The 26,517-nt window shown below is 71.4% G+C and carries 28 protein-coding genes; 13 read left to right on the top strand and 15 right to left on the bottom strand.

Going from position 1 to position 26,517, the window contains the following annotated elements; all coding sequences use genetic code 11:
* Positions 1-79 precede the first annotated feature (79 nt).
* The 3 genes from BM430_RS19820 to hemC all read left to right on the top strand — a co-directional run bounded on the left by BM430_RS19820 (position 80) and on the right by hemC (position 1,638).
* On the top strand, positions 80-379 hold the full coding sequence (locus BM430_RS19820; RefSeq protein WP_093568976.1) for an antibiotic biosynthesis monooxygenase family protein: 300 nt from the start codon (positions 80-82) through the stop codon (positions 377-379).
* A 65-nt stretch (positions 380-444) separates the two neighbouring features.
* Positions 445-612, top strand: a complete 168-nt coding sequence (locus BM430_RS34805) for a hypothetical protein (RefSeq protein WP_177303108.1) — start codon at positions 445-447, stop codon at positions 610-612.
* 90 nt (positions 613-702) lie between these two features.
* Positions 703-1,638, top strand: a complete 936-nt coding sequence (gene hemC / locus BM430_RS19815) for a hydroxymethylbilane synthase (RefSeq protein ID WP_093568975.1) — start codon at positions 703-705, stop codon at positions 1,636-1,638.
* A gap of 10 nt (positions 1,639-1,648) precedes the next feature.
* On the opposite strand, the gene BM430_RS19810 is transcribed toward hemC, so the two are convergent.
* The 3 genes from BM430_RS19810 to BM430_RS19800 form a co-directional block, all read right to left on the bottom strand.
* Positions 1,649-2,797: a GGDEF domain-containing protein gene (locus tag BM430_RS19810; RefSeq protein WP_143132075.1), complete on the bottom strand. Its 1,149-nt coding sequence runs from the start codon at positions 2,795-2,797 to the stop codon at positions 1,649-1,651.
* 248 nt (positions 2,798-3,045) lie between these two features.
* A complete protein-coding gene (pncB, locus tag BM430_RS19805) occupies positions 3,046-4,338 on the bottom strand; it encodes a nicotinate phosphoribosyltransferase (protein ID WP_093568973.1) in 1,293 nt (430 codons plus the stop codon).
* A 150-nt stretch (positions 4,339-4,488) separates the two neighbouring features.
* Positions 4,489-4,998 carry a pyridoxamine 5'-phosphate oxidase family protein gene (locus tag BM430_RS19800; protein WP_093568972.1) on the bottom strand — a complete coding sequence of 170 codons (510 nt, stop codon included), beginning with the start codon at positions 4,996-4,998 and terminating at the stop codon, positions 4,489-4,491.
* Between the two features lie 154 nt (positions 4,999-5,152).
* Here BM430_RS19800 and BM430_RS19795 point away from each other — a divergent pair, with 154 nt between their 5' ends.
* The 6 genes from BM430_RS19795 (at position 5,153) to mobA (ending at position 10,471) form a co-directional block, all read left to right on the top strand.
* A complete protein-coding gene (locus BM430_RS19795) occupies positions 5,153-5,416 on the top strand; it encodes a TOBE domain-containing protein (protein ID WP_093568971.1) in 264 nt (87 codons plus the stop codon).
* Positions 5,417-5,720: 304 nt separating this feature from the next.
* Entirely contained in the window at positions 5,721-6,740 is a 1,020-nt protein-coding gene (locus tag BM430_RS19790; RefSeq protein ID WP_093568970.1) for an iron ABC transporter substrate-binding protein, read from the top strand.
* The gene (locus tag BM430_RS19785; RefSeq protein ID WP_093568969.1) at positions 6,737-7,774 is read left to right on the top strand and encodes a FecCD family ABC transporter permease; all 1,038 of its coding nucleotides are present in this window, start codon (positions 6,737-6,739) and stop codon (positions 7,772-7,774) included. The genes BM430_RS19790 and BM430_RS19785 overlap by 4 nt, the downstream gene beginning before the upstream one ends.
* Positions 7,771-8,544, top strand: coding sequence for an ABC transporter ATP-binding protein (locus BM430_RS19780; protein ID WP_093568968.1), 774 nt, complete (start codon positions 7,771-7,773; stop codon positions 8,542-8,544). The genes BM430_RS19785 and BM430_RS19780 overlap by 4 nt, the downstream gene beginning before the upstream one ends.
* 131 nt (positions 8,545-8,675) lie before the next feature.
* On the top strand, positions 8,676-9,821 hold the full coding sequence (locus BM430_RS19775) for an Mrp/NBP35 family ATP-binding protein (protein ID WP_093568967.1): 1,146 nt from the start codon (positions 8,676-8,678) through the stop codon (positions 9,819-9,821).
* A gap of 11 nt (positions 9,822-9,832) precedes the next feature.
* Positions 9,833-10,471, top strand: coding sequence for a molybdenum cofactor guanylyltransferase MobA (mobA, locus tag BM430_RS19770; RefSeq protein WP_093569044.1), 639 nt, complete (start codon positions 9,833-9,835; stop codon positions 10,469-10,471).
* A gap of 232 nt (positions 10,472-10,703) precedes the next feature.
* On the opposite strand, the gene BM430_RS19765 is transcribed toward mobA, so the two are convergent.
* The 5 genes from BM430_RS19765 to BM430_RS19745 form a co-directional block, all read right to left on the bottom strand.
* Positions 10,704-11,159: a peptidylprolyl isomerase gene (locus BM430_RS19765; RefSeq protein WP_093568966.1), complete on the bottom strand. Its 456-nt coding sequence runs from the start codon at positions 11,157-11,159 to the stop codon at positions 10,704-10,706.
* Complete coding sequence (locus BM430_RS19760) at positions 11,156-11,620, bottom strand: hypothetical protein (protein WP_093568965.1); 465 nt, start codon at positions 11,618-11,620, stop codon at positions 11,156-11,158. The genes BM430_RS19765 and BM430_RS19760 overlap by 4 nt, the downstream gene beginning before the upstream one ends.
* A 4-nt stretch (positions 11,621-11,624) precedes the next feature.
* Positions 11,625-12,173 carry a peptidylprolyl isomerase gene (locus tag BM430_RS19755; RefSeq protein WP_093568964.1) on the bottom strand — a complete coding sequence of 183 codons (549 nt, stop codon included), beginning with the start codon at positions 12,171-12,173 and terminating at the stop codon, positions 11,625-11,627.
* Positions 12,174-12,207: 34 nt separating this feature from the next.
* On the bottom strand, positions 12,208-12,711 hold the full coding sequence (gene coaD / locus BM430_RS19750) for a pantetheine-phosphate adenylyltransferase (RefSeq protein WP_093568963.1): 504 nt from the start codon (positions 12,709-12,711) through the stop codon (positions 12,208-12,210).
* 90 nt (positions 12,712-12,801) lie between these two features.
* Positions 12,802-13,629, bottom strand: a complete 828-nt coding sequence (locus BM430_RS19745; RefSeq protein WP_244539563.1) for a phosphodiester glycosidase family protein — start codon at positions 13,627-13,629, stop codon at positions 12,802-12,804.
* Positions 13,630-13,746: 117 nt separating this feature from the next.
* Here BM430_RS19745 and BM430_RS19740 point away from each other — a divergent pair, with 117 nt between their 5' ends.
* Positions 13,747-14,262 (top strand): hypothetical protein, encoded by a 516-nt coding sequence (locus tag BM430_RS19740; RefSeq protein WP_093568962.1) that lies wholly within the window; start codon positions 13,747-13,749, stop codon positions 14,260-14,262.
* An 81-nt stretch (positions 14,263-14,343) separates the two neighbouring features.
* On the opposite strand, the gene BM430_RS19735 is transcribed toward BM430_RS19740, so the two are convergent.
* Positions 14,344-14,763, bottom strand: a complete 420-nt coding sequence (locus tag BM430_RS19735) for a DUF4174 domain-containing protein (protein ID WP_093568961.1) — start codon at positions 14,761-14,763, stop codon at positions 14,344-14,346.
* A gap of 207 nt (positions 14,764-14,970) precedes the next feature.
* Between BM430_RS19735 and BM430_RS19730 the strand changes: the two genes are divergently transcribed.
* Positions 14,971-15,984 carry an NADP-dependent oxidoreductase gene (locus BM430_RS19730; protein WP_093568960.1) on the top strand — a complete coding sequence of 338 codons (1,014 nt, stop codon included), beginning with the start codon at positions 14,971-14,973 and terminating at the stop codon, positions 15,982-15,984.
* 3 nt (positions 15,985-15,987) lie between these two features.
* Here the strand turns inward: BM430_RS19730 and BM430_RS19725 are convergent, their stop codons facing one another.
* Complete coding sequence (locus tag BM430_RS19725) at positions 15,988-16,731, bottom strand: RNA methyltransferase (protein WP_093568959.1); 744 nt, start codon at positions 16,729-16,731, stop codon at positions 15,988-15,990.
* 291 nt (positions 16,732-17,022) lie between these two features.
* On the opposite strand from BM430_RS19725, the gene BM430_RS19720 reads away from it, so the two are divergent.
* Positions 17,023-18,237, top strand: coding sequence for an NADP-dependent isocitrate dehydrogenase (locus tag BM430_RS19720; protein WP_093568958.1), 1,215 nt, complete (start codon positions 17,023-17,025; stop codon positions 18,235-18,237).
* 79 nt (positions 18,238-18,316) lie between these two features.
* Here BM430_RS19720 and BM430_RS19715 read toward each other — a convergent pair whose 3' ends face one another.
* The 5 genes from BM430_RS19715 to glgX form a co-directional block, all read right to left on the bottom strand.
* A complete protein-coding gene (locus BM430_RS19715; RefSeq protein WP_093568957.1) occupies positions 18,317-18,964 on the bottom strand; it encodes an intradiol ring-cleavage dioxygenase in 648 nt (215 codons plus the stop codon).
* Between the two features lie 37 nt (positions 18,965-19,001).
* Positions 19,002-20,618, bottom strand: a complete 1,617-nt coding sequence (locus tag BM430_RS19710) for a hybrid sensor histidine kinase/response regulator (protein ID WP_093568956.1) — start codon at positions 20,616-20,618, stop codon at positions 19,002-19,004.
* 428 nt (positions 20,619-21,046) lie between these two features.
* A complete protein-coding gene (locus tag BM430_RS19705; protein WP_093568955.1) occupies positions 21,047-22,963 on the bottom strand; it encodes an AI-2E family transporter in 1,917 nt (638 codons plus the stop codon).
* Between the two features lie 95 nt (positions 22,964-23,058).
* On the bottom strand, positions 23,059-23,436 hold the full coding sequence (locus BM430_RS19700) for a response regulator (protein WP_093569042.1): 378 nt from the start codon (positions 23,434-23,436) through the stop codon (positions 23,059-23,061).
* A gap of 164 nt (positions 23,437-23,600) precedes the next feature.
* Entirely contained in the window at positions 23,601-25,889 is a 2,289-nt protein-coding gene (gene glgX / locus BM430_RS19695) for a glycogen debranching protein GlgX (RefSeq protein WP_093569041.1), read from the bottom strand.
* Positions 25,890-26,081: 192 nt separating this feature from the next.
* On the opposite strand from glgX, the gene BM430_RS19690 reads away from it, so the two are divergent.
* Positions 26,082-26,510 (top strand): CBS domain-containing protein, encoded by a 429-nt coding sequence (locus BM430_RS19690; protein ID WP_093568954.1) that lies wholly within the window; start codon positions 26,082-26,084, stop codon positions 26,508-26,510.
* The last annotated feature ends 7 nt before the right edge of the window (positions 26,511-26,517 follow it).

Below are 26,517 nucleotides of genomic sequence, written 5' to 3'. Positions count from 1 at the left end.
CTGGGTTGCCGCCGCCCCGCCGCGTGGACAAGCCCGGCGGCTTCGCGCATGGGTTGCTGCATCGCACGAGGAGGGTCGCATGGTTCTGGAGATCGCGCAGATCGAGGTGAAGGCCGGGCACGAGAGCGCCTTCGAGGCCGGCGTCGGCCAGGCCGCGGAGCTGTTTCGCCGCGCCAAGGGCTGCCGCGGCATGGAGCTGCAGCGCTCGGTCGAGGTCCCGACCCGCTACCGGCTGATGGTGCAGTGGGAGACCCTGGAGAACCACACCGTCGATTTTCGCGAATCGGCCGATTTCCCGGCCTGGCGCGCCCTGGTCTCGGAGCATTTCGCCGCCCCGCCGCAGGTCGAGCACACCGTGCTGGCGGTCCAGGGCTTCTGAAAAGGACTTTCGAAACCCGGGCAATCGCCAATCGTTGCCCTCCGGACCTGAGACCGGAGACAGCCATGACCGACGACCGCAAGCCGGATCCGGAGCCCGGCGAAGGGCTCGCCAACGACAGCCTCGGGGCGAGCCGCCGTCCCGCGGGCGCCGATCCCGCGGGCGCGACGAAGCCCGCCGCCGGCACGCCCCAGGGCGGCCGGCCCGCCGACGAACAGGTACCGCGGGACTGATGATCCACGAGAGTGTCACGGCAGCGTGACACGGGGCGCCCGACCCGCTACTCGCGAAGTCAAGGTTCCTCGATCTCACGGCACCCGACCATGGCCCGACGTCCCCTGCGCATCGGCACCCGCGGCAGCCCGATGGCGCTCGCCCAGACCGGGATGGTGCGCGACCGCATCGCGGCAGCCCACCCCGACCTCGCCGAACCCGGCGCGATGGAGCTCGTCGTCGTCACCACGGTGGCCGACAAGGTGCTCGACCGGCCGCTCTCCGAGATCGGCGGCAAGGGCCTGTTCACCAAGGAGCTGGAGCAGGCCCTCCTCGCCGACGAGGTCGACGTCGCCGTCCACTCGATGAAGGACGTCGAGACCTGGCTGCCGGACGGCCTCGTCATCGCCTGCATCCTGGAACGGGACGATCCCCGCGACGCCTTCCTGTCGCCGCACGCGCAGCGCCTGGCCGACCTCGCGCCGGGCAGCCGGGTCGGCACCTCGTCCCTGCGCCGCGGCGCCCAGGTGCTGATGCGCCGGCCCGACCTTCGAATTGTGCCGTTGCGCGGCAACGCCAACACCCGGATGAAGCGGCTGCAGGAGGGCGCCTGCGACGCCACCCTGCTCGCCATCGCGGGGCTCGAGCGCCTCGGCCTCGCCGACCGGGCGCAGGAGATCCTGCCGGTGAGCGAGATGCTGCCGGCGGTGGCGCAGGGCGCCCTCGGCATCGAGTGCCGGGCCGGCGATTCCGACGTGATCGCGCGCCTCCAGGCCGTCGCCTGCCCCCGCACCACCATCGCGGTCGGGGCCGAGCGGGCGCTGCTCGAAGAACTCGACGGCTCCTGCCGCACCCCGATCGCGGCGCTCGCCCAGATCGACGGCGACCGGCTCACCCTCGACGGGCTGCTGTTCCTCCCCGACGGCAGCGCCCACTGGGCCACCCACCGCAGCGGCCTCGCCGCGGACGCCCTGGCGATCGGGCGCGAGGCGGGGACGGAGCTGAAGGCGAAGGCCGGCGAGACCTACCGGGCGAAGCTGCAGTAGCGCGGCGCCGTTATCGGCAGGTGGCCGGCACGGAATCCGCGCCGGCCCTCGCCCGCGGCGGCCCGGCCGCGGGACCGCTCGGGGCGACCCCGCCGCCCTGCCGCTTGACCGCGTAGGAGGCCGCATCGGCGCGCCGGACCAGGTCCTCGAGATCGGCCGTGCGCGACGGCGCGCAGGCGAAGCCTAAGCTCAGGCCGACGCTGACCGTCTCGGGTCCGAGACGGTAGGGCGCGCTGAGGGCGTGGAGAATGCGGCGGGCGAACCTCTCCGCCTCCCCCGGGTGGCGCACGCCGGGCTGGAGCACCACGAACTCGTCCCCGCCCGTCCGGGCCGCCAGGGCGGGGGGCCCCACGATCAGGCGCAGGCGCGCGCCGAGCTCCTGCAGCAGGGCGTCGCCGGCCGCGTGGCCGTAACGGTCGTTGACCGGCTTGAAGCGGTCGAGGTCGAAGCAGTGGATCGCCACGCTGTCGTCCCCGGTCCCCGACAGGGTGCGGAACGCCTCGCGGAGGCCGAGGCGGTTGGCGAGCCCGGTCAGGGTGTCGCTGCGGGCGAGCGCCGCCATGTCGAGGCGCAGCCGGATCTGCCGGATGGCCTTCCGGTGGGCGGAGAACACGCTCTGCAGGGCCCCGACGAGGAACAGGCCGAACATCGCCGCCAGGATCCTGTGCGGCATGTCCCCGAACCAGGCCGCCGACGCGATCGCCGGCAGGACCGCCAGCAGCAGCGCGCCGCAGGCCAGCACCGGCCGGATGAAGAGGTGGGCGACGACGCCCGAGCTGTAGCCGAACAGCAGCCCGGTCGCGAGCATCTGCGGCTCCATCTGGGGCTGCGCGAAGACCATGGCGGCGAAGGCGCCGACCGAGGAGGCGACCCCGATGGTCGCCAGGAGATGGCCCCATTCCCACAGGCGGGCCTCCCGCGGCGCGTAGGGCCGGCGCGCCAGCCGTCGCGTCTGCCCGATCATGAGCGCCAGCTTGCACAGGCAGGCCAGGACGCCGCTCGCCACCGCGGCGGTCAGCCCGGCATGGCCGAGCGCCTGCGCGACGAACAGGCCGACGCCCGCGAAGGTCACGCCCAAGATGGTGGTCGGCAAGGCGGTGCGCGCGAGATCCGACACCAGCGCGACGTAGACCTCGTCCGATTCAACGCTCGCGCGCATCCGCCACGTGCCCGACCCCGTTTCCGCTCCTGACAGAAGCACGGGATCTATGACGAATCCGACAATAATCCGGCGTTTCGCATCCTTTTCTCCCATTCCGTCCCTGCGTCAGGAGGACGGGAGAACTCGTAGGACGGAGCGATACTCTGGGGCACCACCCCCTCATGCCGCCACAGGACAGCACGAGGGATCTTTGATGTCGCCGCGTTTCCTGCGGCGAACCGGTCTCCGCTCCGCCGGACGACGCGCTAGACCAGAACCGGCACCGCCTGCTGGGCGCCCACGCCGAACACCCGCTTGTAGCGCTCGACCTCCTCCTCCGGCCCCAGGGCCTTGGTGGGATTGTCGGAGAGCTTCACGGTCGCGTGGCCGTTGGCCGAGATCACCTTGCAGACGATCGAGATCGGGTCGAGGCGGCCGTCCGGCGCCAGGCCGCGGAAATCGTTGGTGAGCAGCGTGCCCCAGCCGTAGCCGATGCGCAGGCGGCCGTGGAAGTGGCGGTGGATCCGCTCGATCACGTCGACGTCGAGCCCGTCGGAGAAGATCGCCAGCTTCTCCCGCGGGTTGCGGCCGTGCCGGGTCCACCAGCGGATCGCCTCCTCGCCGCCCTCGATCGGGTCCTTCGAATCGATGCGGATGCCGGTCCAGTCGGCCATCCAGGCGGGGCCGCGGTCGAGGAAGCCGGTGGTGCCGTAGGTGTCGGGCAGGATCACCAGGAGGTTGCCGGCATAGTCCCGCTGCCAGTCGGCGAGCACCAGGTAGGGCGCGCGGGCGAGATCCTCCTCGGTCTCGGCGAGAGCCGAGTAGACCATCGGCAGTTCGTGCGCGTTGGTGCCCACCGCCTCGATGTCGTGGCGCAAGGCGATCAGGCAGTTCGAGGTGCCGAGGAAACCGTTGCCTAAGCCCTCGATCATAGCCTCGACGCACCAGTCCTGCCACAGGAAGCCGTGGCGGCGGCGCGTGCCGAAATCGGCGATGGAGAGGCCGGGCAGGGTCTTGAGCCGCTCGATCTTCTCCCAGATCCGCGTCATCGCGCGGGCGTAGAGCACCTGGAGCTCGAACTTGCCCATGCCCTTGAGCACGCCGCGCGAGCGCAGCTCGTTGAGGATGGCGAGCGCGGGCACCTCCCACATCGTGGTCTCGATCCACGGGCCGTGGAAGGTGAGCACGTACTGCCCGTCCTGCTTCTCCAGCAGGTAGTCGGGGAAGCGGAAGTTCTCGAGCCAGTCCATGAAATCCGGCGAGAACATCTGCCGGCGGCCGTAGAACGTGTTGCCGCGCAGCCAGGTCGATTCGCCCCTTGTGAGGCGCAGCGACCGGCAATGGTCGAGCTGCTCGCGCAGCTCGCCGGGGTCGATCAGGTCGGCGAGCCGCACCCGGCTGGTGCGGTTCTGGATGCCGAAGGTGACCGAGACGTTCCGGTGGCGCCGGAAGATCGTCTGGGCCATCAGCAGCTTGTAGAAATCCGTGTCGAGCACGGAGCGGATGATCGGGTCGATCTTCCAGGTGTGGTTGTAGACCCTGGTCGCGAGATCGAGCATCGCCCGTGCCTGCCTGCGTCAGGACCGCCTCCTGCGGGCGGCCGAACCGTCGCCCCTCGGGCGGGGCAACGGAGGGTGCGCAGCCGGCACGGTTCGGGCCGCCGAGTCAAGCATCAAGCTCGACCGCCGGCCCTGCCTTGTGCGCAACCGTCAGCGCGCGCCGAGGTCGACCGCCTTCTTCTCGGTCTTCGGCGACTCGCCGGTCACGGCCGCCTTCACGTAGCCGTAGAGGTGCAGCATCGTCGAGTTCGGGCTGTCCCAGTACTCGCCCTTCTCCGGATGGACGCGGATCAGCGCGATCGAGGGATCGTCCTTGCCGCCCGGGAACCAGGTCTTCAGGCTCTCGCTCCACTTGGCGTCGATCTGCGCCTTGTCGCGGACGATCTCGGCCTTGCCCGAGACCGAGACGTAGTTCTGGCTCGACGGATCGGAATACGACAGGTTGACCTGGTTGTCGCGGCTGATCTCGCCCGCCACCGGCGCGTCGTGCTTGACGAAGAACCACAGGTCGCCGGCCTCGTCCGCGTCCTGGTTCCACATCGGACGGCTGCGCAGCTGCCCGTCGGAATCAGCCGTGGTCATCATCGCGATCTTCACGTCCTTGATCATCGCGAAGAGCTTCTTAGCGCCCTCGTGGTCGCGGTGGCTGCCCTGGTGCATCTCGATCTCCCGTAACGGCGTGACGAGCGGGCAGGCCCGCTCGAAGCTGCACGACAACGGACGATGCCGGCTTTGGTTTCGGGTCCCGGCGCGCGAAACTCGGCCGTGAAATCGCCCGACTCCGGCTCGCCGGGACCGGGCGCCGCGCCTATCTGTGCGCCCAGAGCGGCGCGGACGCGCCGCGATTGCCGGACGGAGAGGACCCTCGATGAAGATCAGCGCGCGCAACCAGCTCGACGGCAAGGTCGTCGAGGTGAAGAAGGGCGCCACCACCGCCCATGTCCGGGTCGAGCTCGCCGGCGGGCAGGTCGTCACCGCGGCGATCACCAACGAATCCGCCGACGAGCTGGGGCTCTCTCCCGGCAAGACCGTGAAGGCGGTGATCAAGTCCAGCGACGTGATGATCGCGACGGATTGAGAATCTGCCCAATCGGTCGCGTCGATTGATCCGGCCCAGAATTCGACAACTCTCGACGTCATCCCGGGGCTCGCCGAAGGCGAGAACCCGGGATCCATAACCGCTGATGTTGGAGAACGAAGCAGATCCGTTCCGCCTTAGCCTCTACCGTCAGCGGTTATGGATCCCGGGTTCCGCTTCCGCGGCCCCGGGATGACGAGGAGGGTTGCAAACCACTCCGCCCACTTGAGCCAGCTCTCAGGGTAAGGTTGCGGGTGAAATGACAACTACGGTTTCAGGCGAACGGGCCTTGAGCGCTTCTGCGATGCTTGACCGGCGTTCTCTCCTGATCGGATCGGCAGCCCTCGCGCTGGCGGGGCCCGCCCGCGCGGCCGATCCCCTGCGGGACGATGCCGGCCGGGCCCTCGACGGCTTGCGCACCCCCGTCGCCCGGGTGTTTCCCGCCGGCCCCCCGGCGGCGATCCTGCTCTACACCCTGGCGCCGGACCTGCTGCTCGGCTGGCCGCGGGCGATCCGCCCGGCGGAAAAACCCTACCTGCTGCCGCAGGCCGGCGACCTGCCCGAGGTCGGGCGGCTCACCGGGCGCGGCAACACCGCCAACCTCGAAGCGGTGCTGGCCTCGAAACCCGACCTGATCCTCGACGTCGGCTCGACCGCCGAGACCTACCGCTCCCTCGCCGACCGTGTGCAGGGCCAGACCGGCATCCCCTACGCCCTCCTCGACGGTCGGCTGACGGCGGCGCCCGCCACCTATCGCGGCCTCGGCCGCCTGATCGGGCGCGACGCCGAACCTCTGGCGATGCTCGCCGAGCGGACGCTGGCGACGATGCGTGCGCGCGTCGCCGCGGTGCCGCAAGACGAGCGCCCCCGGGTCTACCTCGCCCGCGGGCCTCGCGGCCTCGAGACCGCCCGGGCAGGCTCGATCAACGTCGAGGCGCTGGCGCTCATGGGCGCCGTCAACGTCGCGGGCCCCGGCGGCAGCCTGGCCCAGGTCTCGCCGGAGGACGTGGTGGCCTGGGCGCCCGAGGTGATCGTCGCCCTCGATCCCGCCTTCGCGGCGGCGGCGCGGCAGGATCCCCTCTGGCAGGCGACGCCGGCTCTGCGGGCGAACCGCCTGCATGTCAGCCCGTCGCTCCCCTTCGGCTGGGTCGATTTCCCGCCCTCGGTCAACCGGCTCATGGGCCTGTGGTGGCTGGGGACAATCCTCTACCCGGCGCGATTCCCCGAAGACATCCGGGCGGTCGCCCGCGACCTCTCCGGGCAGCTCTACCACGTGGTGCCGGACGACGCGGCCCTCGACCGCCTTCTGGCGGGAGCCCCGTGAGCGGCATCGCGCTTGCGGGCGCCCGGGCCGTGCGCCTCGGCGGGCCGTGGCTCGCGCTCCTCGTCCTGGTGCTCGCCGCCGCCCTCGCCTTCGGGGTCGGTCGCTACCCGGTCTCGCTCCTCGACGTCGCCCGGGTGCTCGCCTCCCGCCTCATCGGCCACGCGCCGGACGTGGCGCCGGCGGTCGAGGCAGTGGTGCTGCAGATCCGCGGCCCCCGCATCGCCGCCGCGATCCTGATCGGCGCCGCCCTGTCGGTCGCCGGCACCGCCTTCCAGGGCCTGTTTCGCAATCCCCTGGTCTCGCCCGACATCCTCGGCGCCTCGTCCGGGGCGGCGCTCGGGGCCGTGCTCGGCATCTGGCTCTCCCTCGGGGTGCTGGCGATCGAGGGCCTCGCCTTCGCGGGCGGGCTAGTGGCGGTGGCCTGCGTCTACGCGCTCGGCGCCGCCCTGTCGGGGCGCGATCCGGTCCTGGTGCTGGTGCTCGCCGGCATCGTCATCGGTTCGCTGCTCGGGGCCGGCGTCGGGCTGATCAAATATCTTGCCGACCCCTACAACCAGCTGCCCGCGATGACCTTCTGGCTCTTGGGAAGCCTATCGGGCACGCACCCCTCCGACCTCCTGCCGCTCGCCGGACCCGTGGTCCTCGGCACCGGGCTCCTGCTCGCCCTGCGCTGGCGCCTCGACGTCCTGTCCCTGCCGGACGAGGAGGCGCGCTCCCTCGGCCTCGCCACCGGGCCATTGCGCGTCGCCGTGGTGGCGGCCGCGACCCTCGTCACCGCGGCGAGCGTGGCGACGGCCGGCATCGTCGGCTGGATCGGGCTGGTGGTGCCGCACCTCGCCCGCTTCCTCGTCGGTCCCGGCTTCGGCCGGCTGATCCCGACGGCGGCTCTGCTCGGCGCCGGCACGCTGCTGACCATCGACACGCTGGCGCGGACGGTGGCTCCGGTCGAGGTGCCGCTCGGCATCCTCACCGCCTTCGTCGGCACGCCGATCTTCCTGTGGCTGCTCGCCCGGGCGGAGCGGGACTGGTCGTGACGCTGCTTCGAGCCGACGCCCTCGCCTTCGGCTATCCCGGCCGCGAGATCGGGCGCGGCCTCTCGCTCCGGCTCGCCGCCGGCGAGGCCCTGGCTCTGCTCGGGCCGAACGGCGGCGGCAAGACCACGCTCCTCAAGACCCTGCTCGGCCTGCTGCCGCCCTTAGGCGGCACGATCCGGGTCGAGGGCCGGCCGCTCGGCGGCCTGACGGCCCGGGAGCGCGCGCGGGCGATGGCCTACGTGCCGCAGGCCGGCGCCAGCGCCTTCGCGTTCACGGCCCGCGCCGTGGTGCTGATGGGGCGCACCAGCCGCACCGGCCTGCTCTCCGCCCCCTCGCGGGCCGACCACGCGGCGGCGGAGCAGGCGCTCGCCCGGATGGGCATCGCCCACCTCTCCGAGCGGCCGGTGACGCGGCTCTCGGGCGGCGAGCGCCAACTGGTGCTGGTCGCCCGGGCCCTCGCCCAGGAACCCCGCATCGTGGTCCTCGACGAGCCGACCGCGAGCCTCGATTTCGGCAACCAGGGCCGGGTGATGGCCGAGATCCTGCGCCTGCGCGCCGACGGGCTCGGCCTCCTCTTCACCACCCACGACCCCAACCAGGCCACCCGCTTCGCCGACCGGGCGCTCCTCCTGCGCGGCGGCGCGGCCCTGGCCGAGGGACCGGTGGCGCAGGTGCTGGACGCCGACGCCCTCGGCCGGCTCTACGGCGCGCCGGTCGAGGAGGTGCGGGACACGAAGAGCGGGGCGCGGGCCTTCCTGCCGGGCGGCTGACATCATGCCGGCGAGGAGGTCTGCATCCCGCGCTACCCCCCGACCGATGGCCGGTCCCGCCGCGCTGGCGTTTCCCGGCGCAGGGGTTACATGACCGGAAGCGAACGAGTGGCGGACAGGAGCGAGGCGACGTGGCGATCACCCGGGACGACGTGCTGAAGGCGCTCGCGGGCGTGACGGTCGATGCGGCGGGCACGACACTGCCGGCCTCCGGCCGCCTGTCCGAGATCGTCATCGATCCCTCCGGCCGGGTGGTGTTCTCGATCGGCATCGCGCCGCCGGAGGCCAAGGCCTTCGAGGCGGTGCGGCAGGCGGCCGAGATCGCGGTGCTGAAGGTGCCCGGCGTCAAGGCGGCACTGGCGAGCCTCACCGGCGAGCGCGGCCCGGGTGCCGGACCTGGCGCGGGCCCCGCGCCGCGTCCCGCGGGCCCCGGGGCCGGCGCCCAGGGCGGTCCCCGTCCCGGCCCGGCCCTGCCGGGGGTGCGCCACATCGTGGCGGTGGCCTCGGGCAAGGGCGGCGTCGGCAAGTCGACCACCGCCTGCAACCTCGCCCTGGCGCTCCGGGCGCAGGGGCTCAAGGTCGGCCTGCTAGACGCCGACATCTACGGCCCCTCGGTGCCGAAGCTCTTCGGCCTCGACCGCAAGCCGGAGACGATCAACACGCCGCAGGGGCAGCGCATCGTGCCGCTGAACGGCTACGGCCTCGCGGTGATGTCGATCGGCTTCCTGATCTCCGCCGACACGGCGATGATCTGGCGCGGACCGATGGTGCAATCGGCCCTGACCCAGCTCCTGCGCGAGGTCGCCTGGGGCGAGCTCGACGTGCTGGTCGTCGACATGCCCCCCGGCACCGGCGACGCGCAGCTGACGCTGGCGCAAGGAACGCCGCTCGCCGGCGCGGTGATCGTCTCGACGCCGCAGGACCTCGCGCTGATCGATGCGCGGCGCGCCGTGACGATGTTCCGCCGGGTCGAGGTGCCGATCCTCGGCGTGGTCGAGAACATGGCGACCTTCGTCTGCCCGCATTGCGGCGGCACCTCGCACATCTTCGGCCATGGCGGCGCCCGCCAGGAGGCCGAGACGCTCGGCGTGCCGTTCCTCGGCGAGGTGCCGCTCAACATGACGATCCGCGAGTCCTCCGATTCCGGCCGTCCCGTGGTGGCGGTCGATCCCGACGGGCCGCAGGCTGCCGCCTACCGGGCGATCGCCGCCGGGCTCTGGGCCAACATCAGCGGCGGCGCCGGCCCGCGCCCGGCGCCCCGGATCGTGATCGAGTGAGCCGCGACCGGATGGAGGTGCCCCCGACCCTCGGGGTGATCCTCGCCGGCGGGCTCTCCCGCCGGATGGGCGGCGGCGACAAGCCGCTGCTGCGGCTCGGCGACCGGACCCTGCTCGAGCGGGTAGCCACGCGCTTGGCGCCGCAATGCTCCGCCGGCCTGATCCTCAACGCCAACGGCGACCCGGGCCGGTTCCGCGCCTTCACGGGTTTCGTGGTGCCGGATTCGCTCCCCGACGCGCCGGGGCCGCTGGCCGGCGTGCTCGCCGCCCTCGATTTCTGCGCCGCGCACCATCCGGATGTCGCTTACGTCGCGAGCGTCGCCGGCGACACGCCGTTCCTGCCGCATGATTTCGTCGAACGCCTGCACGCGGCACGCGCCCGCGACGGCGTCGAGATGGCGGTGGCGGCCTCGGGCGGGCAGCTGCATTTCGTCAACGGGGTGTGGGCGGTGGGCTTGCGCCACGACCTGCGGGCTGCCCTGGTGGAGCGGGGACTGCGGCGGGTCGGCATGTGGATCGCCCGGCACAACGCGGCGGAAGCCGCCTGGGAGGCGGAGCCGGTGGATCCGTTCCTGAACCTCAACACGCCGGAGGATTTTTTCGCGGCGGAAAGGCTGGTGGCGGGCGAGGGGCATTCGCCCATTCATTAAGGCTCGGATCATGCCCTCCCCCCTCTGCGGGGGAGGGTGCCCCACGGAGTGGGGCGGGAGAGGGGAACCACGCTCCCAGATGTAGCGGAGCCGTTCTGAAGGGCGCCCCCTGGATCGGCGTCGCGCCGCCCCTCTCCCGGCCCCTGCTGACGCAGGGACCACCCTCCCCCGCAGAGGGGGGAGGGTCCGCGCGCTTGGCTCGGCAGCCCGAGGGCCCGCCGAAGCCTTCTGCTTACGCCTCGACGCGCATCGACGTGATGGTGTCGGGATCGCGCACGGGCTCGCCGCGCTTGATCTGGTCGATGACTTCCATGCCCTCGACCACCTTGCCCCACACCGTATACTGCTTGTCGAGGAACTTGGCGTCGCCGAAGCAGATGAAGAACTGCGAGTTGGCCGAGTGCGGGAAGTTGGTGCGGGCCATCGAGCAGGTGCCGCGCACGTGCGGCTCGGCGTTGAACTCGGCCTTCAGGTCCGGCAGCTCGGAGCCGCCGGTGCCGGTGCCGGTCGGGTCGCCGGTCTGGGCCATGAAGCCGTCGATCACGCGGTGGAACGGCACGCCGTCGTAGAAGCCCTGCTGCGAGAGGGTCTTGATCCGCTCGACGTGGTTGGGGGCGAGGTCGGGGCGCAGTTCGATGACCACGCGGCCCTTGCTGGTCTCCATCACGAGTCGGTTGCTGTCGGTCATGGTCGGTCTCCTTGATTCGGACCAGGGTAGACGAAACGCAGGGCGATGGGACGCCCCGCGACGGCGCCGCCGAGCCCCGCCGTCAGCCGCGCCGGGGTGCAGCGGGCCAGCGACGAGAGGGTCTCGGCGGCGAGAGCCTCGCGGCGCTCGGGGCGCACGCGGGCGAAGGTGATCCGCGGAATGCCCTGGAGGCTCCCGTCCCGCCGCAGGGCGAAACGCGCGGTGATCGCGGCGGCTCCGAGGTCGGCCGGCGGGCGCCAGCAGGCGGCGAGTTGCGGATAGAGCGCCACCAGGGTGTCGGCGGGCCCCTCGGGCTTCGCCATCATCGGGACCCGCACGGTCGCCCGCAGGGTCGTCGGCAGCGAGAGCACCGAGGGGTTGTCATAGACGTCGAACTGCGCGGCGGCGGGCGCGGCCGAGAGGGCCAGCGCGAGGCCGACGCGGATCGACCCGCCGCGCAAGACCTTACTGGCCGTCCTGCGCCAGGCTCATCCGGACGATCTTGTCCGGGCCCTGCACGGTGCCGTTCTGGGCCGAGGAGCCCTTCTTGATCTTGTCGACCACGTCCATGCCCGAGGTCACCTCGCCCACCACCGTGTACTGGTTGTTGAGGAACGAGGCGTCGCCGAAGCAGATGAAGAACTGGGAATTGGCCGAGTTCGGGTCCTGCGAGCGGGCCATGCCGACGGTGCCGCGCTTGAACGGTGCCTTGGAGAACTCCGCCGGGATGTTCGGCAGGTCGGACTTGCCCATGCCGGTGCCGGTGGGATCGCCGGTCTGGGCCATGAAGCCGTCGATGACGCGGTGGAAGACGATGCCGTTGTAGAAGCCGCGCTTCGTCAGCGTCTTGATCTGCTGGACGTGCTTGGGCGCGAGGTCGGGCCGCAGCTGGATGGTGACGCGGCCGTCCTTGGTGTCGAGGTAGACGGTGTTCTGGTCGGGTGCGGCGCTCGCCGGGGCGGCGGCGCTGAAGGCGGCGACGGACAGCACCAGGGCTGCGAGCCAGCGGATCATCGGGATGTCTCCTGAAAGGGTGAGGACGCCCGCGTCAGGCGGACGGGGCGAAGCGGGCGCTGAGGCGGTCGGCCACCGCCGCGGGCACGAAGGGCCGCACGTCTCCGCCCATGGCGGCGATCTGGCGGACCAGGGTGGCGGTGATCGGCCGCACGCCGGTCGAGGCCGGCAGGAACACGGTCTGCACCTCCGGCGCCATGGCGCCGTTCATGCCGGCGAGCTGCATCTCGTAGTCGAGATCGGTGCCGTCGCGCAAACCGCGGATGAACAGGCTGGCCCCGTGCCGGCGCGCCGCCGCCACCGCGAGGTCGGCGAAGGTGACCACCTCGAGCGCCGTCCCGGTCTCGGCGGCGAGCGGCCCGCAGGTGGCCCGGATCAGCTCCGCCCGCTCCTCGGCGGAGAACAGCGGGGTCTTGCCCGGATGCACGCCGATCGCCACGACGAGGCGGCCGACCAGGCGGCAGGCCTGGCGCACCACGTCGAGATGGCCGTTGGTCACCGGATCGAAGGAGCCGGCATAGAGCGCGGTGCGGTTCATCGTGGTCCCCCGTAGAGCATTTTCGGGATCAACGGAACCGCCGTCCCATCCCCCGCCTCACTTGGTCCGCCTCACCTCACCGGGTCCGCCTCACTTGGTCACGGCGCCGACGAGCGGCCCGAGCGGCCGGCTCAGGTCCTGGCGGCCGAGCGAGGGGGCGTAGAGGCTCGACACGCTGCCGTCGAGGAAGAGCGCGTTGGGGCAGCCGAGCGCATCGCGAAACAGCCGCGCGAAGGCCCCGAAGCTCACCGGCGCCTCCGAGATCGCGAACACGGCCGTATGCCCGTCCGGCCGCACGCCGACCCCGTTGCGGATTTTTTGCGAGGGGCCGTCCTCGGAGATCTTCGGGTGGATGCGGTTGTTGATCACCAGCATCGGGCCGGACTGGGTCGCGAACTCGGCCCGGGGATGCACCTTGAGGTAGCGCCCCGTCTCCAGGACGCCGGCCCGGTCGCCGGCGACGTAGAACACGCCGTTCGGCTTGAGGTGGAAATTGCCCGGGCCGTTGGCGGTGTTGGCGGCCTTCAGTTCGCGCCCGTCCTCGACGTAGAGGCCGACGGGGGCGAGTCCGGTATCGTACATGCCGGCATTCATCGCGAAGGCGAGGTTGGTGCCCTGCTGGCCGGCGAGCCGCGACAGCGAGCCGTAGGGCAGGCCGTCGGGCCCGCGCCAGAAGAGCTTCACCCGGGCGCGGCGCAGGTCGACGGTGCAGACGGCGTAGGCCTGGCCCTCGTGGGTCTGCGGGCGGCAGGAGGCAGGGGCGGCGGCGGGCGCCGGGGCGGAGGCGACCGAAGGGGAGGCGGCGGGCGCCGCAGGGGCAGGGCCGGCGGCGAGCCAGCACAGGCCCGCTCCGAGCAGCCACACCCCGATCCGTCCCGCCCTTGCCGCCATCATCGTCTCCGCACTCCGTCCGCGCATCCGGTTTTCGTGCTACCGGTATAGAGCGATCGTGACGTTTTGCAGCACGAACCGAACGTCGAGCTTGCGAGTTTTGAGAGCCTGGGGGTCGGACACTCTCTCGAGGGAGATCGGATCATGAAGGGCATGTTGGCGGCGTCGGCGGCGCTCGCGGGCGCGCTGCTGGTCGTACCGGCCACCGCGGAGGCGCGCGGCTTCGGCGGCGGCGGATTCCATGGTGGCGGATTCCACGGCGGCGGCTTCGGCGGTGGTGGGTTCCGCGGCGGCTTCGGCGGCGGCGGGTTCCGCGGTGGCTTCGGCGGCTACCGCGGGGTCGGCTTCGGCGGCTATCGCGGCGGGTTCGGCGGCTATCGCGGCGTCGGCTTCAGCGGCTGGCGCGGGGGCTACGGCTACCGCCGCGGCTATGGCGGCTTCGGCTACGGCGCGGCGGGCCTGGGGCTCGGCCTCGGTCTCGGCCTCGCGGCGGCCACGGCCTACCCGTATTACGGCGGCTACGGCTATGGCGGCTACGCCCCGGTCGGCTATTACGGCGGCGGCTACGATTACGGCTATGGCGGCGGCTGCTACGAGGTGCCCCGGGTGCGCTGGACGCCCTACGGCTATCGCCGCGTGCTCGTGACCCGCTGCTACTGAGCGGGATCGCACAGACAGGAAGGGGCCGCCCGCGCGAGGGCGGCCCTTTTTCGTGGGCAGTGGCCCTGGCTCGATCTCGGCTCAGTCGCGGCGCCCCGCCGCCTCGTCCCGCCGCATCGGCATGGCGTCGATGGTGGAGAACAGGCGCTCGGCCGGGATCGGCTCCTCCGCGACGAGCTTCGCCCCGCCATCCTTGCCGACCAGCACCGCCCGGAATCCCGTCGCCGGCAGGCCGAGGCGGCGGCGCAGGGCAGCGGCCTCCCTCCCCTCCCCGATCGCCCGCACCACCACGAGGTCGCGCTCGCGCATCCCGGCGCCGGCCGCCTCGGCGATGCGCCCCTGCGCGCCGGCCCGGGGATCGTCGGCGGCGGCGGCGATCACCAGGACCCGGGACTTCCAGCGGTAGCGGTCGAGGTCGAAGCCGGCGGCGGCCGCGGGCAGGACCGCCCCCAGCAGGAGGGTGCTTGCGAGAAGCGAGGCGAGGAGCGACGACGCAGGCATGCCGAACCCTTTCGCGCGAATCGTTTCGCGGTGGCGCCGGACCGGCCGGCGCATCCCTCGCAGGTAAGGCTCTGACAAACTCCGGCCAGCGCGGCGTTGACGCGCGGGGGCTCGCGTCCCAAGTGCGACAGATCGAGCGCGAGCGAGTGCGGTCGGGGGCCATCCCCCTGTGAAAGCCCGCGAGCAAAGCCCTCAAGGAGGTCCCGCATGTCCGACGTGAACCGCCGCATCGTCCTGGCGTCCCGGCCCCACGGCGAGCCGACGCCCGCTCATTTCCGCGTCGAGCGCGGGACGGTGCCGGTGGCGAAGGAGGGCGAGGTGCTGCTGCGCAACCGCTACCTCTCCCTCGACCCCTACATGCGCGGCCGGATGAGCGCGGCGAAGTCCTACGCCAAGCCGGTCGAGATCAACGAGGTGATGGTCGGCGCCACGGTCGCGGAGGTGGCGGCCTCGCACAACCCGGATTTTGCCGTCGGCGACACGGTCCTGGCCTATGGCGGCTGGCAGGATTTTTCGGTGTCGAACGGCCAGGGCCTGCGCAAGCTCGATCCGGCTGCCGCCCCCGTCACCACGGCGCTCGGGGTGCTCGGCATGCCGGGCATGACCGCCTATACGGGCCTCCTCACCATCGGGGCGCCCAAAGCCGGCGAGACCGTGGTGGTGGCCGCCGCCACCGGCCCGGTCGGCTCGCTGGTCGGCCAGATCGCCAAGCTCAAGGGCGCCCGGACGGTCGGCATCGCCGGCGGGCCCGACAAGTGCCGCCACCTCACGGAGGAGCTGGGCTTCGACGCGGCGGTCGACCACCGCTCCGCCGACCTCCCCGCCGCGCTGGCGGCGGCCTGCCCGGACGGCATCGACGTCTATTTCGAGAATGTCGGCGGCGCGGTGTTCGACGCGGTGCTGCCGCTCTTGAACGACTTCGCCCGCATCCCGGTCTGCGGCCTCGTCGCCAACTACAACATGACCGAGCTACCCCCCGGGCCCGACCGGGTGCCGGCTTTGATGCGCGCGGTGCTCAGCAAGCGCCTGACCTTCCGCGGCTTCATCGTCTGGGACTTCGCCGACCAGGAGCAGGACTTCCTCTCCGATGTCGGCCAGTGGCTGCGCGAGGGTAAGGTGCGCTACCGCGAGGACGTCGTCGAGGGGCTGGAGAGCGCGCCGGAGGCGTTCATCGGCCTGCTCAAGGGCCGCAATTTCGGGAAACTGGTGGTGAAGCTGTAGGCGTCACTCCTCCGGGGGGCGCCGCGCCAGCGCCCGCAGCGCCCCCCGGAAGCTGCGCACGTCCTGCTCGGTCATCGCCATGCGGTGGAACATGTCGCGCATGTTGCGGATCATCCCGTCGCGCTTCGCCGGCGGGTAGTAGCCGGCGGCGTCGAGCTCGGCCTCCAGGCTCTCGAACAGCGCGATCACCGCCTCCCGCGGCGCCGGCCCCGAGTGCATCCCGCCTGTGAAGGGCAGCACCGCCTGGCCCGCCGCCCGGCGCCACTCGTAGGCGACGAGGAGCACGCTCTGGGCGAGGTTGAGCGAGGAATGCTCCGGATCGACCGGGAACGTGACGATGGCATCGGCCAGCGACACCTCGTCGTTCGACAGCCCGACCCGCTCGCGCCCGAACAGGATGCCGACCTTCTCGCCCGCGGCGAGTCGGCCCGCCGCCTCCGCCATCCCCTCGTCGGGCCCGAAGACCCGCTTCATCTGCCCGCGCTCCCGTGCCGTGGTGGCGAGGACGTACTGGAGGTCCCCCAAGGCCTCGGCGACGGTCGGGAAGATCTGCGCGCCGTCGAGGATGTGGGTGGCGCTCGAGGCGGTCTCGCGCACGCCCTTCATCGGCCAGCCGCCCTTCGGGTTGACGATCCTCAACGCGTCGAGCCCGAAATTCCCCATCGCGCGGGCGGTCATGCCGATATTCTCGGCGAGCTGGGGCTCGACCAGGATGATGCAGGGGCGGTTCGGCGAAGGATCGGTCATGGGGCGGCGTCGAGCGGAACGGATCGCCGGCACATAGGGCCTCGCGCCCGGATCGCGAAGAGGCCTCGCGCGGCTTCGGGAACCCGCCGGCCCCGATCGGCGTTCATACCACGGACCTCCTTGCAGCCCCGGTGCCCCCGCGCCGGGGCTTTTTTCGCGACTCTTCGGAAAAACCATTCCGTCCCGGCGCTTCCCCCTGTTTGTGCAGCGCGCTATGACCGCGCCACGGCCGGCCGCTTAGCCAACGCGGGCTTGTGGGCGGCCCCCGGATCACGGAAGGCTGGATCAGACATGGCGAAGATCAAGGTGGCGAACCCCGTCGTCGAGCTCGACGGCGACGAGATGACCCGGATCATCTGGCAGTCCATCAAGGACAAGCTGATCCACCCCTACCTCGACGTTCCGCTCGAATACTACGACCTCGGGGTCGAGCACCGCGACGCCACCAACGACAAGGTGACGATCGAGGCCGCCGAGGCGATCAAGAAGCACGGCGTCGGCGTCAAGTGCGCCACCATCACCCCGGACGAGGCCCGGGTGAAGGAGTTCAACCTCAAGGAGATGTGGAAGTCGCCGAACGGCACGATCCGCAACATCCTCGGCGGCGTGATCTTCCGCGAGCCGATCATCTGCAAGAACGTGCCGCGCCTGGTGCCGGGCTGGACCCAGCCGATCGTCGTCGGCCGCCACGCCTACGGCGACCAGTACCGCGCCACCGACTTCAAGGTGCCGGGCAAGGGCCGCATGACCGTGAAGTTCGAGGGCGACGACGGCACCGTCATCGAGCGCGAGGTGTTCAAGTTCCCGGGCGCCGGCGTCGCCCTGTCGATGTACAACCTCGACGACTCGATCCGCGACTTCGCCCGCGCCTCGATGAACTATGGCCTCGCCCGCAAGTTCCCGGTCTACCTCTCGACCAAGAACACCATCCTCAAGGCCTATGACGGCCGGTTCAAGGACATCTTCGAGGAGGTGTACGAGGCCGAGTTCAAGTCGCGGTTCCAGTCGGCCGGCATCACCTACGAGCACCGCCTGATCGACGACATGGTCGCCTCGGCCCTGAAGTGGTCCGGCGGCTACGTCTGGGCGTGCAAGAACTACGACGGCGACGTGCAGTCGGACACCGTGGCGCAGGGCTTCGGCTCGCTCGGCCTGATGACCTCGGTGCTGCTCACCCCCGACGGCCAGACCGTCGAGGCCGAGGCCGCCCACGGCACGGTGACCCGCCACTACCGCGAGCACCAGAAGGGCAAGGAGACCTCGACCAACTCGATCGCGTCGATCTTCGCCTGGACCCGCGGCCTGTCGCACCGCGCCAAGCTCGATTCCAACGCCGATCTCGCCAAGTTCGCCGAGACCCTGGAGAAGGTCTGCGTCGACACCGTCGAGGCCGGCTTCATGACCAAGGACCTGGCGCTGCTCGTCGGCCCGGACCAGAAGTGGCTCTCGACCATCGGCTTCCTCGACAAGGTCGACGAGAACCTGAAGACCGCGATGAAGGCGTAAGTCGCCGAGCGGCGGCCGGAGCCTGCCGGCCGCCCTTCACGCATCGTTCCCCGCGGCGCCGACGGCCGCGGGGAACCCGTCACGTTCCCCTCACCACCAGCGTCAGCGCCGCCTCGTAGCCCGCGCCCTCCGGACGGAGCTCCGCGATGCCGCGGCCCTCGGGGTCGTCCTGGCGCAGGAGGATGTCGCGGGCATTGCCGATCCGGCCGCGCCGGGAGCGGCCCGCATAGGCGGGCGCCCCGTACACCGCCTCGCTCACCGCGTCCGGGAAGTAGATCTGGCCCGTGAGCGCCGTCCGGCCGCCGAGGATCACCTTCACGTGGAGGTGGGGCGTGCGGCCCAGATACCAGCCGGGATAGATCGTCCGGAAGCCCACGCGGCCGGCCTCGTCGGCGACCTGCGTGCCGCGCAGGAACGTTCGGCCGAGGGTCGACGCGCCCTGGTCGCGGGTGCCCGAATACTGCCCCTGCGCGTCGGCGTGCCAGAGATCGACCCGGGCCGCCGGCAGGGCGACGCAGTCGCGCAACGTCACGACCTGCAGGCTCACCCGGAGCGGCGTGCCGGCCCGGTCCTCGCGGATGTCCGAGCGCAGCAGGCGGGGATCGAGGTAGAACGGCCCCTCCACCGCCTGTGGAGTCAGGAGGCAGGTCGCCCGCGCCGGCCGGGGCGCCAGGAGGCCGACGGCAAGGGTGCCGAGCATCACGCGGCGCGTCGGGCGATTCGGCATCGGCTCCTCCCCCGTCCAGGCGGCGTGCGGCCGCCGCTCACGTCACCCCCGTCGGCCCATCCAGCACCGCCCGCACCCGCCGCGCCAGCTCCATCCGGCGATAGGGCTTGTTGATGATCTCGAACTCGCTGCCGCCGGCATCGGTCCGCTCCAGCGAGGCCTCGGCGTAGCCGGTGGTGAGCAGCACCTTGAGGCGGGGCTGGCGGCGGCGGGCCTCGCGGGCGAGCATCACGCCGTTCATGCCGCCGGGCATGATCAGGTCGGAGAACAGGAGGTCGACCTTGTCGCCGCCGTCGAGCAGTTCGAGGGCCTGGCGGCCGTCGGTGGCGAGCAGCGTGGTGTAGCCGAAATCGCGCAGGATCGCCCGGGCGAGCTCGGCGACGTCGCGGCGGTCGTCGACGACCAGGATCGTCTCGGTGCCGGAGCGCTGGTCGGCGCGCTGGCCGGGGCCCGGGGCCGGGCGCTCCTCGCTGTCGCTCATCGGGAAGTAGAGCCGCACGGTGGTGCCGTGGCCGGAGCGCGACTCCATGACGACGGTGCCGCCCGACTGCTTGGCGAAGCCGTAGACCATGGCGAGGCCGAGGCCCGTGCCGCGCCCCTCCTCCTTGGTGGTGAAGAACGGCTCCATCACCCGCGCCAGGATCTCCGGCGGCATGCCGTTGCCGGTATCCGTCACCGCGACCGAGACGTAGCGCCCGGGCTGGGCCAGGCCGGAGGGCAGATCCTCGGCCGAGAAGACGTGGTTCTCGGTCCGGAGCGTCACCGTCCCGCCGTCCGGCATCGCGTCGCGGGCGTTGATCAGGATGTTGAGCAGCGCCACCTCGGTCTGGGTCGGGTCGAGGCGGGCGTTCCACAGGCCCTCGGGCAGCTCCGCCTCGATGGCGATGCCGTCGCCGAGGGTGCGGCCGGCGAGGTCGCGCATGCCCTCGACGAGGTTGTTGAGGTTCACCGCCCGCCCGTCGAGGCGCTGCTTGCGGGCGAAGGCGAGCAGCTGCTGGGTCAGGGTGGTGGCGCGCTCGGCGGCGCTGCGGATGTTGTCGACCGCCCGGGTCATCCGGCGCGGATCCGCCGCCGGGTCTTCGAGGCCCGATTGCAGGATGTCGACGTAGCCGACCACCACCTGGAGCAGGTTGTTGAAATCGTGCGCGATGCCGCCGGTGAGCTGGCCCAGCGCCTCCATCTTCTGGGCCTGGCGCAGGGCCTCCTCGGCGTCGCGCCGGCGCGACACGTCGAGCTGCGAGCCGAAGAAATACACCAGCTCGCCCGACGGATCGTAGACCGGCGAGATGAACAGCGCGTTCCAGAAGGTCGAGCCGTTCTTGCGGTAGTTCAGGATCTCGGTGGCGATCTCCTTCCGCTCGGCGATGGCGCGGCGGACCTCCGACACCGTCTCGCGGTCGGTCTCGGGACCTTGCAGGAAGCGGCAGTTGCGGCCGACCAGCTCCTCGGGCGCGTAGCCGGTCATCGCCCGGAAGGCCTGGTTGGCGAAGATGATCGGGTTGTCCGGCTGGCGCGGATCGGTCACGATCATCGGCATCCGCGTCATCTCGACGGCGGCGAAGAAGATGTCGCTGTGGTGGTCCGAGACGTCGGTGGGCACGTCCGCCACGGTCGGCCGGGCCCCGAGTTCGATCGGCGTTCGCTTCACACTCATCGTCGCTCCGGTGGCCCGCTGACCGAATCCCGTCCGCTCGAGATCCCGACTGGACTTAGGGGATCCTACACCCGGCGTCCCTGCACAACGGTCGAAGCCACCAGCGCAACCGCGACCGGGCGTCGCTTCGGGACTTGGATAAGCCAGGACATGCAAGGTTGCAATCGCCGTCGCGGCGGCCACCGGCAGGCGAGTGGCGGTCCCGATCCGGCAAACGATCGCCGTGACAGGATTTTGCCACGTCCCGGTCGCGGATGCACTTGTCACCCCCGCTGCAACACCGTCGCGACGGCATAAGGCGGCCGGACTATGCCCTTACAAGGGCGGAAAATTCATAACTATGCTTCCCGCCGGGGGTCGCGATCGGAGACGAGGCCCCGCGGACCCCGCCGACCGGGCCGGATGTTACGGCGAAGTCCCCCTTCCTCTCACGCCGCCTCGCGCCGCGTCTCGCGGGCCTCGCCGGCGCCGGAGAGCGCCAGGGCGGCGTCGAGGGCGTCGCTGATCGTGGTGACCAGGATGTCGGCGGAGGTCGCCCGGCGCAGGCGGTCGCGGCCGCCCGTGTCGCGCTCGCGCCAGATCGCCACCATCACCCGCACGCCGGGGATCGCCCGCCGGGCGAGGCGGGCGGCGAGGCGGATATGCGAGGTGCTGATCGGCTCGATGTAGGACAGGCAGACCAGGGCGACGCCCGCGGTGTCCGGCCGCTCGCCCTTGTTCAGGGCGTCCTGGCTGGTGGTGCGGGCGTTGAGGCCGTGATGCCCGAGCACCTGGGCCAGCATCCCGGCGGCGGCGGCGTCGAACGGCCCGCGGGCCGCCACCACCAGCACCGGGGCGGGGCCGCGCCAAGCCGGGGCCAGATCCTCCGGGCGGCGCACGATGGCGGTCGAGGCCCGGTCCGGCCCGAGCGCCGCCACCGCCGCCTCGGTCTCGGCGCTGCGCACCGCCGAGGCACCTTTGCGCACCGGCAGAGTGCCGAGCGTCGTCACCACGGTCTCGATCGCCTGGCCCACCGCCTGCTGGCGGTCGGCGGCGAGCGCCCCGCTCGCCCGGTCGTTCTGGGCGAGCCGGAGGCCGCCGAGGGCGATCTCGTCGTAGTAGGTGGCGAGCGCCCGCTCCTTCAGCACCTGGCGCGCCTTGTCGATCGCCTCGAGGGGGTCGCCCGCCAGCATGCGCTGGTAGAAGATCTCGGAGGGGGCCAGGGCCGGCCGGTCGCCCAGCATCACGTCGAGGAAGGCCAAGCGCTCGACGTGGCGGCCGAGCACGACGAGGCAGACGGTGATCGGGGTTGCGAGGACCAGTCCGACCGGCCCCCACAGAAAGGTCCAGAGCGTCGCGGCCAGGATCACCGCCACCGGCGACAGGCCGGTCGAGTGGCCGTAGAGCAGGGGCTCGATCACGTGGCCGGCGATCGGCTCGACGACCGCGAACAGCACCACCGTGGCGATCAGCATCGACCAGCCCGGATCGACCGCCGCGGCCAGCAGCAGCGGGAAGGCCATGCCGATCACCGCGCCGATATAGGGCACGAAGCGCAGGATCGCCGCGAGCACGCCCCACAGGATCGGGCTCGGCACGCCGATCAGCCACAGGCCGATCGCGATCACGACCCCGAAGGCGAGGTTGAGCCCGGCCTGGGCGAGGAAGAAGCGCGAGAGGCGCGCCACCGCATCGTCCATCGCCGCCGTGGTGGCGCGCAGGTCGCCGGAGCCAGCCAGGCGAATGGCGCGGTTGCGCAGGTCCTCGCGCTGCGCGAGGAAGAACAGGGTGAAGAGCAGGATCAGCCCGACCGTGGCGAGCGGGTGCAGCACCGGCGCCACCACGCTGCCGAGGGTCGAGAGCAGCCCGGCCTTCGGCTCGCGCACCTCGACCAGCATCGGCTTCTCGGTGTCGCCCGGACCGCGGGGCTTCGCGGGCTCCGGCGGCTGCAGGTCCTGGCTCAGGTCCTGCACCGCCTGGAACAGCCGCTCCAGGGTGGCGCCGCCGCCGGCCTGGGCGCGTAAGGAGCCGATCTTCTCGCGCATCGTCACGGTGTAGCGCGGCAGGTCGGAGGCGAGTTGCGACGCCTCGTTGGCGATCAGGAGCCCGAGCCCCCCGATCCCCGCGAAGGTCGCCAGCACGACGGCCAGCACCGCGAGCGAGCGCGGCAGGCGCCGGCGCTGCAGGCCCCGCACCGCCGGCGCCAGCACGAAGCTGAGGAGCACCGCGAGCGTGATCGGCATCAGCACGTCGCGCCCGAGGGACAGGATCGCGCCGATCGCCAGCACCAGGAGGCAGGTCGCCAGCGCCGTGAACACCGGCATCGCGTCGCGCAGGCGGCGCGCCGTCACGGGATCGTCGATCATCGGCCTCTCTAACCCTTCATGCCCTCGCGTCGACGCGAGGGCGTCCGGCGCCGCGGCGCCGGTCTACGTTCGGTCTTCCGATCGGCGCCGGGCCTTCAGGGAGCGGACGGCGTGCCGAGGGCGGCGCCGATCTGGGTCAGGAGCTTCGAGAAGTCGACGGGCTTCGGGTGGTAGTCGTCGCAGCCGGCCTGGATCACCTTCTCGCGGTCGCCCGACATGGCGTGGGCGGTGAGCGCGATGATCGGGATCCGGGCGGTCTCGGCGTCGGACTTCAGCGCACGGGCCGCCGACCAGCCGTCGAGCACCGGCAGGTTCATGTCGAGCAGGATGATGTCGGGCCGGCTGGTGCGGGCCTTCATCACGCCCTCCTCGCCGTCATGGGCGAGCACCACCTCGTAGCCCCGCCGCTTGAGCCGCCGGGAGAGGAAATCCCAGATTTCCTCGTGGTCCTCGACGAGAAGGATCTTCGCCACCGCCCCCACTCCACGCTCGCGCAAGACGGCGCCGGCGGCCGGTCCGGCCGCCCGCTCGCCATCGCGCCTGTTCGACAGGCCCTCATACACGCCCGTCCCCACTGATGCAGGGGACGGGCGCCGTCTCCCGGGCCCAACTCAAAGTGGGCAGGCCCGCCCGGATGTCACCCCTCGTGCGGCAACCCGAACGCGACGCACTCGGATTCCGCCCGCTCGAAGGCCTGGATCACGTGCTGGTAGGAGCGCCAGGTCTCGCTGGCGTGGTCCACGTCGGTGGGCCGCAGCACGAACATCAGCATCGAGCGGCCGGTGACCGCGTAGGTGTCGCCGATACCGAACCGGGCGAGGTCCTGGGTGTCGGGCAGGTTGGTGTCGAGCACCCGCATCCAGGCGTCGCCCCCCACCACCTCCGGCAGGGTGAACTCCACCACGTCGTGATAGGCGTTGAAGAGCAGCATCAGGGTCGCCTCGCCCCCGCGCCGGTGGATGCCGCTCGTCTGGGCCCGGCCGTCGAGGACCACGGCGAGCGAGCGGGCGCCGCCGTCGTTCCAGTTCTCCGGGGTCATCTCGGTCCCGGCCGGGGTGAGCCAGCTCACGTCCTTGACGCCGAGCTCGGCGTCGTAGGCGCCGGTGAGGAAGCGCCCGCGGCTCAGCATCGGCAGGGACCGGCGCAGGATCAGCAGGCGCTGGGTGAACTCGGCCAAGTCCCGCTCGTCCTCGCCGATCCCCTCCCAGTCGATCCAGGAGATCTCGTTGTCCTGGCAATAGGCGTTGTTGTTGCCGCGCTGGGTGCGGGCGAACTCGTCGCCGGCGAGCAGCATCGGGGTGCCGCGCGACAGGAGCAGGGTCGCCAGCAGGTTGCGCATCTGGCGCAGGCGCACCGCCTTGATCTCGGGATCGTCGGTCGGTCCCTCGGCGCCGTAATTGTAGGACAGGTTGTGAGAGTGGCCGTCCCGGTTGTCCTCCCCGTTCGCCGTATTGTGCTTCTCGTTGTACGAGACGGTGTCGGCGAGGGTGAAGCCGTCATGCGCGGTGATGAAGTTCACCGAGGCCCAGGGGCGCCGGCCGCGCTTGTTGAACTTGTCGGCCGAGCCGGTGAGGCGCGAGGCGAGGGCCGGCAAGAGGCCCTCGTCGCCCTTCCAGTAGCCGCGGACCTCGTCCCGGAAGCGGTCGTTCCACTCGGCCCAGCCGGGCGGGAAGCCGCCGACCTGATAGCCGCCGGGCCCGCAATCCCACGGCTCGGCGATCAGCTTGACCGAGGACAGGACCGGATCCTGGCGGCAGGAATCGAGGAAGCCGCCGCCCTCGTCGAAGCCGTAGGGCTCGCGGCCGAGGATCGTCGCGAGGTCGAAGCGGAAGCCGTCGACCCGCATCTCGGTCGCCCAGTAGCGAAGGCTGTCCGTTACCATCTGCAGCACCCGCGGATGCGAGAGGTTGACGGTATTCCCGGTGCCGGTGTCGTTGATGTAGTAGCGCTTCTGGTCCGGCAGCAGCCGGTAGTACGAGGCGTTGTCGATGCCCTTGAACGACAGGGTCGGCCCCTTCTCGTTGCCCTCGGCGGTGTGGTTGTAGACCACGTCGAGGATCACCTCGAGGCCGGCGCCGTGCATGCGCGCCACCATCTCCTTGAACTCGGAGAAGGCGAAGTCCGGCACGGCGGCGTAGCGGCGGGCGGGGGCGAAGAACGAGAGGGTGTTGTACCCCCAGTAGTTCACCAGGTCCTTCTCGAGCAGGTAGCTGTCGTTGACGAAGGAGTGGATCGGGAGGAGCTCGACCGAGGTGACGCCGAGGCTGCGGATGTATTCCAGCACCTCAGGGGTGCCGAGGCCCGCATAGGTGCCGCGCAGGCGCTCGGGCACCGCCGGGTGCAGCTTGGTGAAACCCTTGACGTGGGTCTCGTAGAAGACCGTCTTGTCCCACGGCACGTTCGGCTTCTGGTCGCGGCCCCAGGTGAAGGCGGGATCGATCACCCGGCACTTGCGGGTGAAGGGGGCGCTGTCGCGGGTGTCGAAGGTGGTGTCGTCGCCGCTCTCCATCACGTAGCCGAAGAGCGCCGGGTTCCAGGTGACGGACCCGACCAGCGCCTTGGCGTAGGGGTCGAGGAGCAGCTTGTTCGGGTTGAAGCGGTGGCCGGCCTCCGGCTCGTAGGGGCCGTGGACCCGGTAGCCGTAGATCGTGCCGGGGCGGGCATCGGGCAGGTAGCCGTGCCAGACCTCGTCGGTGTATTCGGGCAGCTCGATCCGCTCGATCTCGGTCTCGCCGGATTCGTCGAACAGGCACAATTCGACCTTGGTGGCGTGCGCGGAGAAGAGCGCGAAATTGACGCCGAGGCCGTCCCAGCTGGCGCCGAGCGGGAAGGGCTTGCCCTCGGTGATGCGCGAGACGGGCGAGGTGCGCCGGGCGAGCGGCGAGGCCGCCGGGGCTTCCGGAGCGGGCTTGGACGTGATTTCCATGTTCATGGGCGCGTTCGACGATCCCGGAGGCGAGAAGCCTGACTGTGGGCTGAACGCGCCGGCCCTCGCCCAAGCTCCCGTCCCGCCGTCAAAATTTCACTGGTGCAATTTTACCGGCGGGAATCGCGCCGCGATCCGGAGCCGCGGGCGTCGCCGCGGGTTGCCGGGATGCCGGGGTGACGAGGAGACACGATGAGCGCGACGGTCGCGGACGTGATGAGCAGGGACGTGGAATTCATCCCCGGCGAGGCGCCGGTGCAGGAGGCCGCGGTGCTGATGGGCGAGCTCGATGTCGGCGCCCTGCCGGTCGGCACGGCGGACGCCCTCGACGGCGTGATCACCGACCGGGACATCCTCTACCGGGTGGTCGCGAAGGGGCTCGATCCGGCTACCCTGCGGATCGGCGAGGTGCTGTCGCGCCCGGTCGTGTCCTGTGCCGAGACCGATCCTCTGCGCACCGCCCTCGACCTGATGGCCGCCCATCACGTCCGGCGCCTGCCGGTGCGGGATGCGGGCGGGCGCGTGACCGGCTGGATCACCCTGGCGGACCTGTCGCGGGCGCTGCTGCTCGGCGGCGACGCGCTCCAGACCTCGCTCAAGCGCCTGACCGAGGAGGCGTGAGCGACGT

The sequence above is a fragment of the Methylobacterium sp. 174MFSha1.1 genome, assembly GCF_900116815.1.
Taxonomy (GTDB): Bacteria; Pseudomonadota; Alphaproteobacteria; order Rhizobiales; family Beijerinckiaceae; genus Methylobacterium.
The sequence above is the reverse complement of the archived record's forward strand: the minus strand, read 5'-3'. Positions and strand labels throughout refer to the sequence as shown.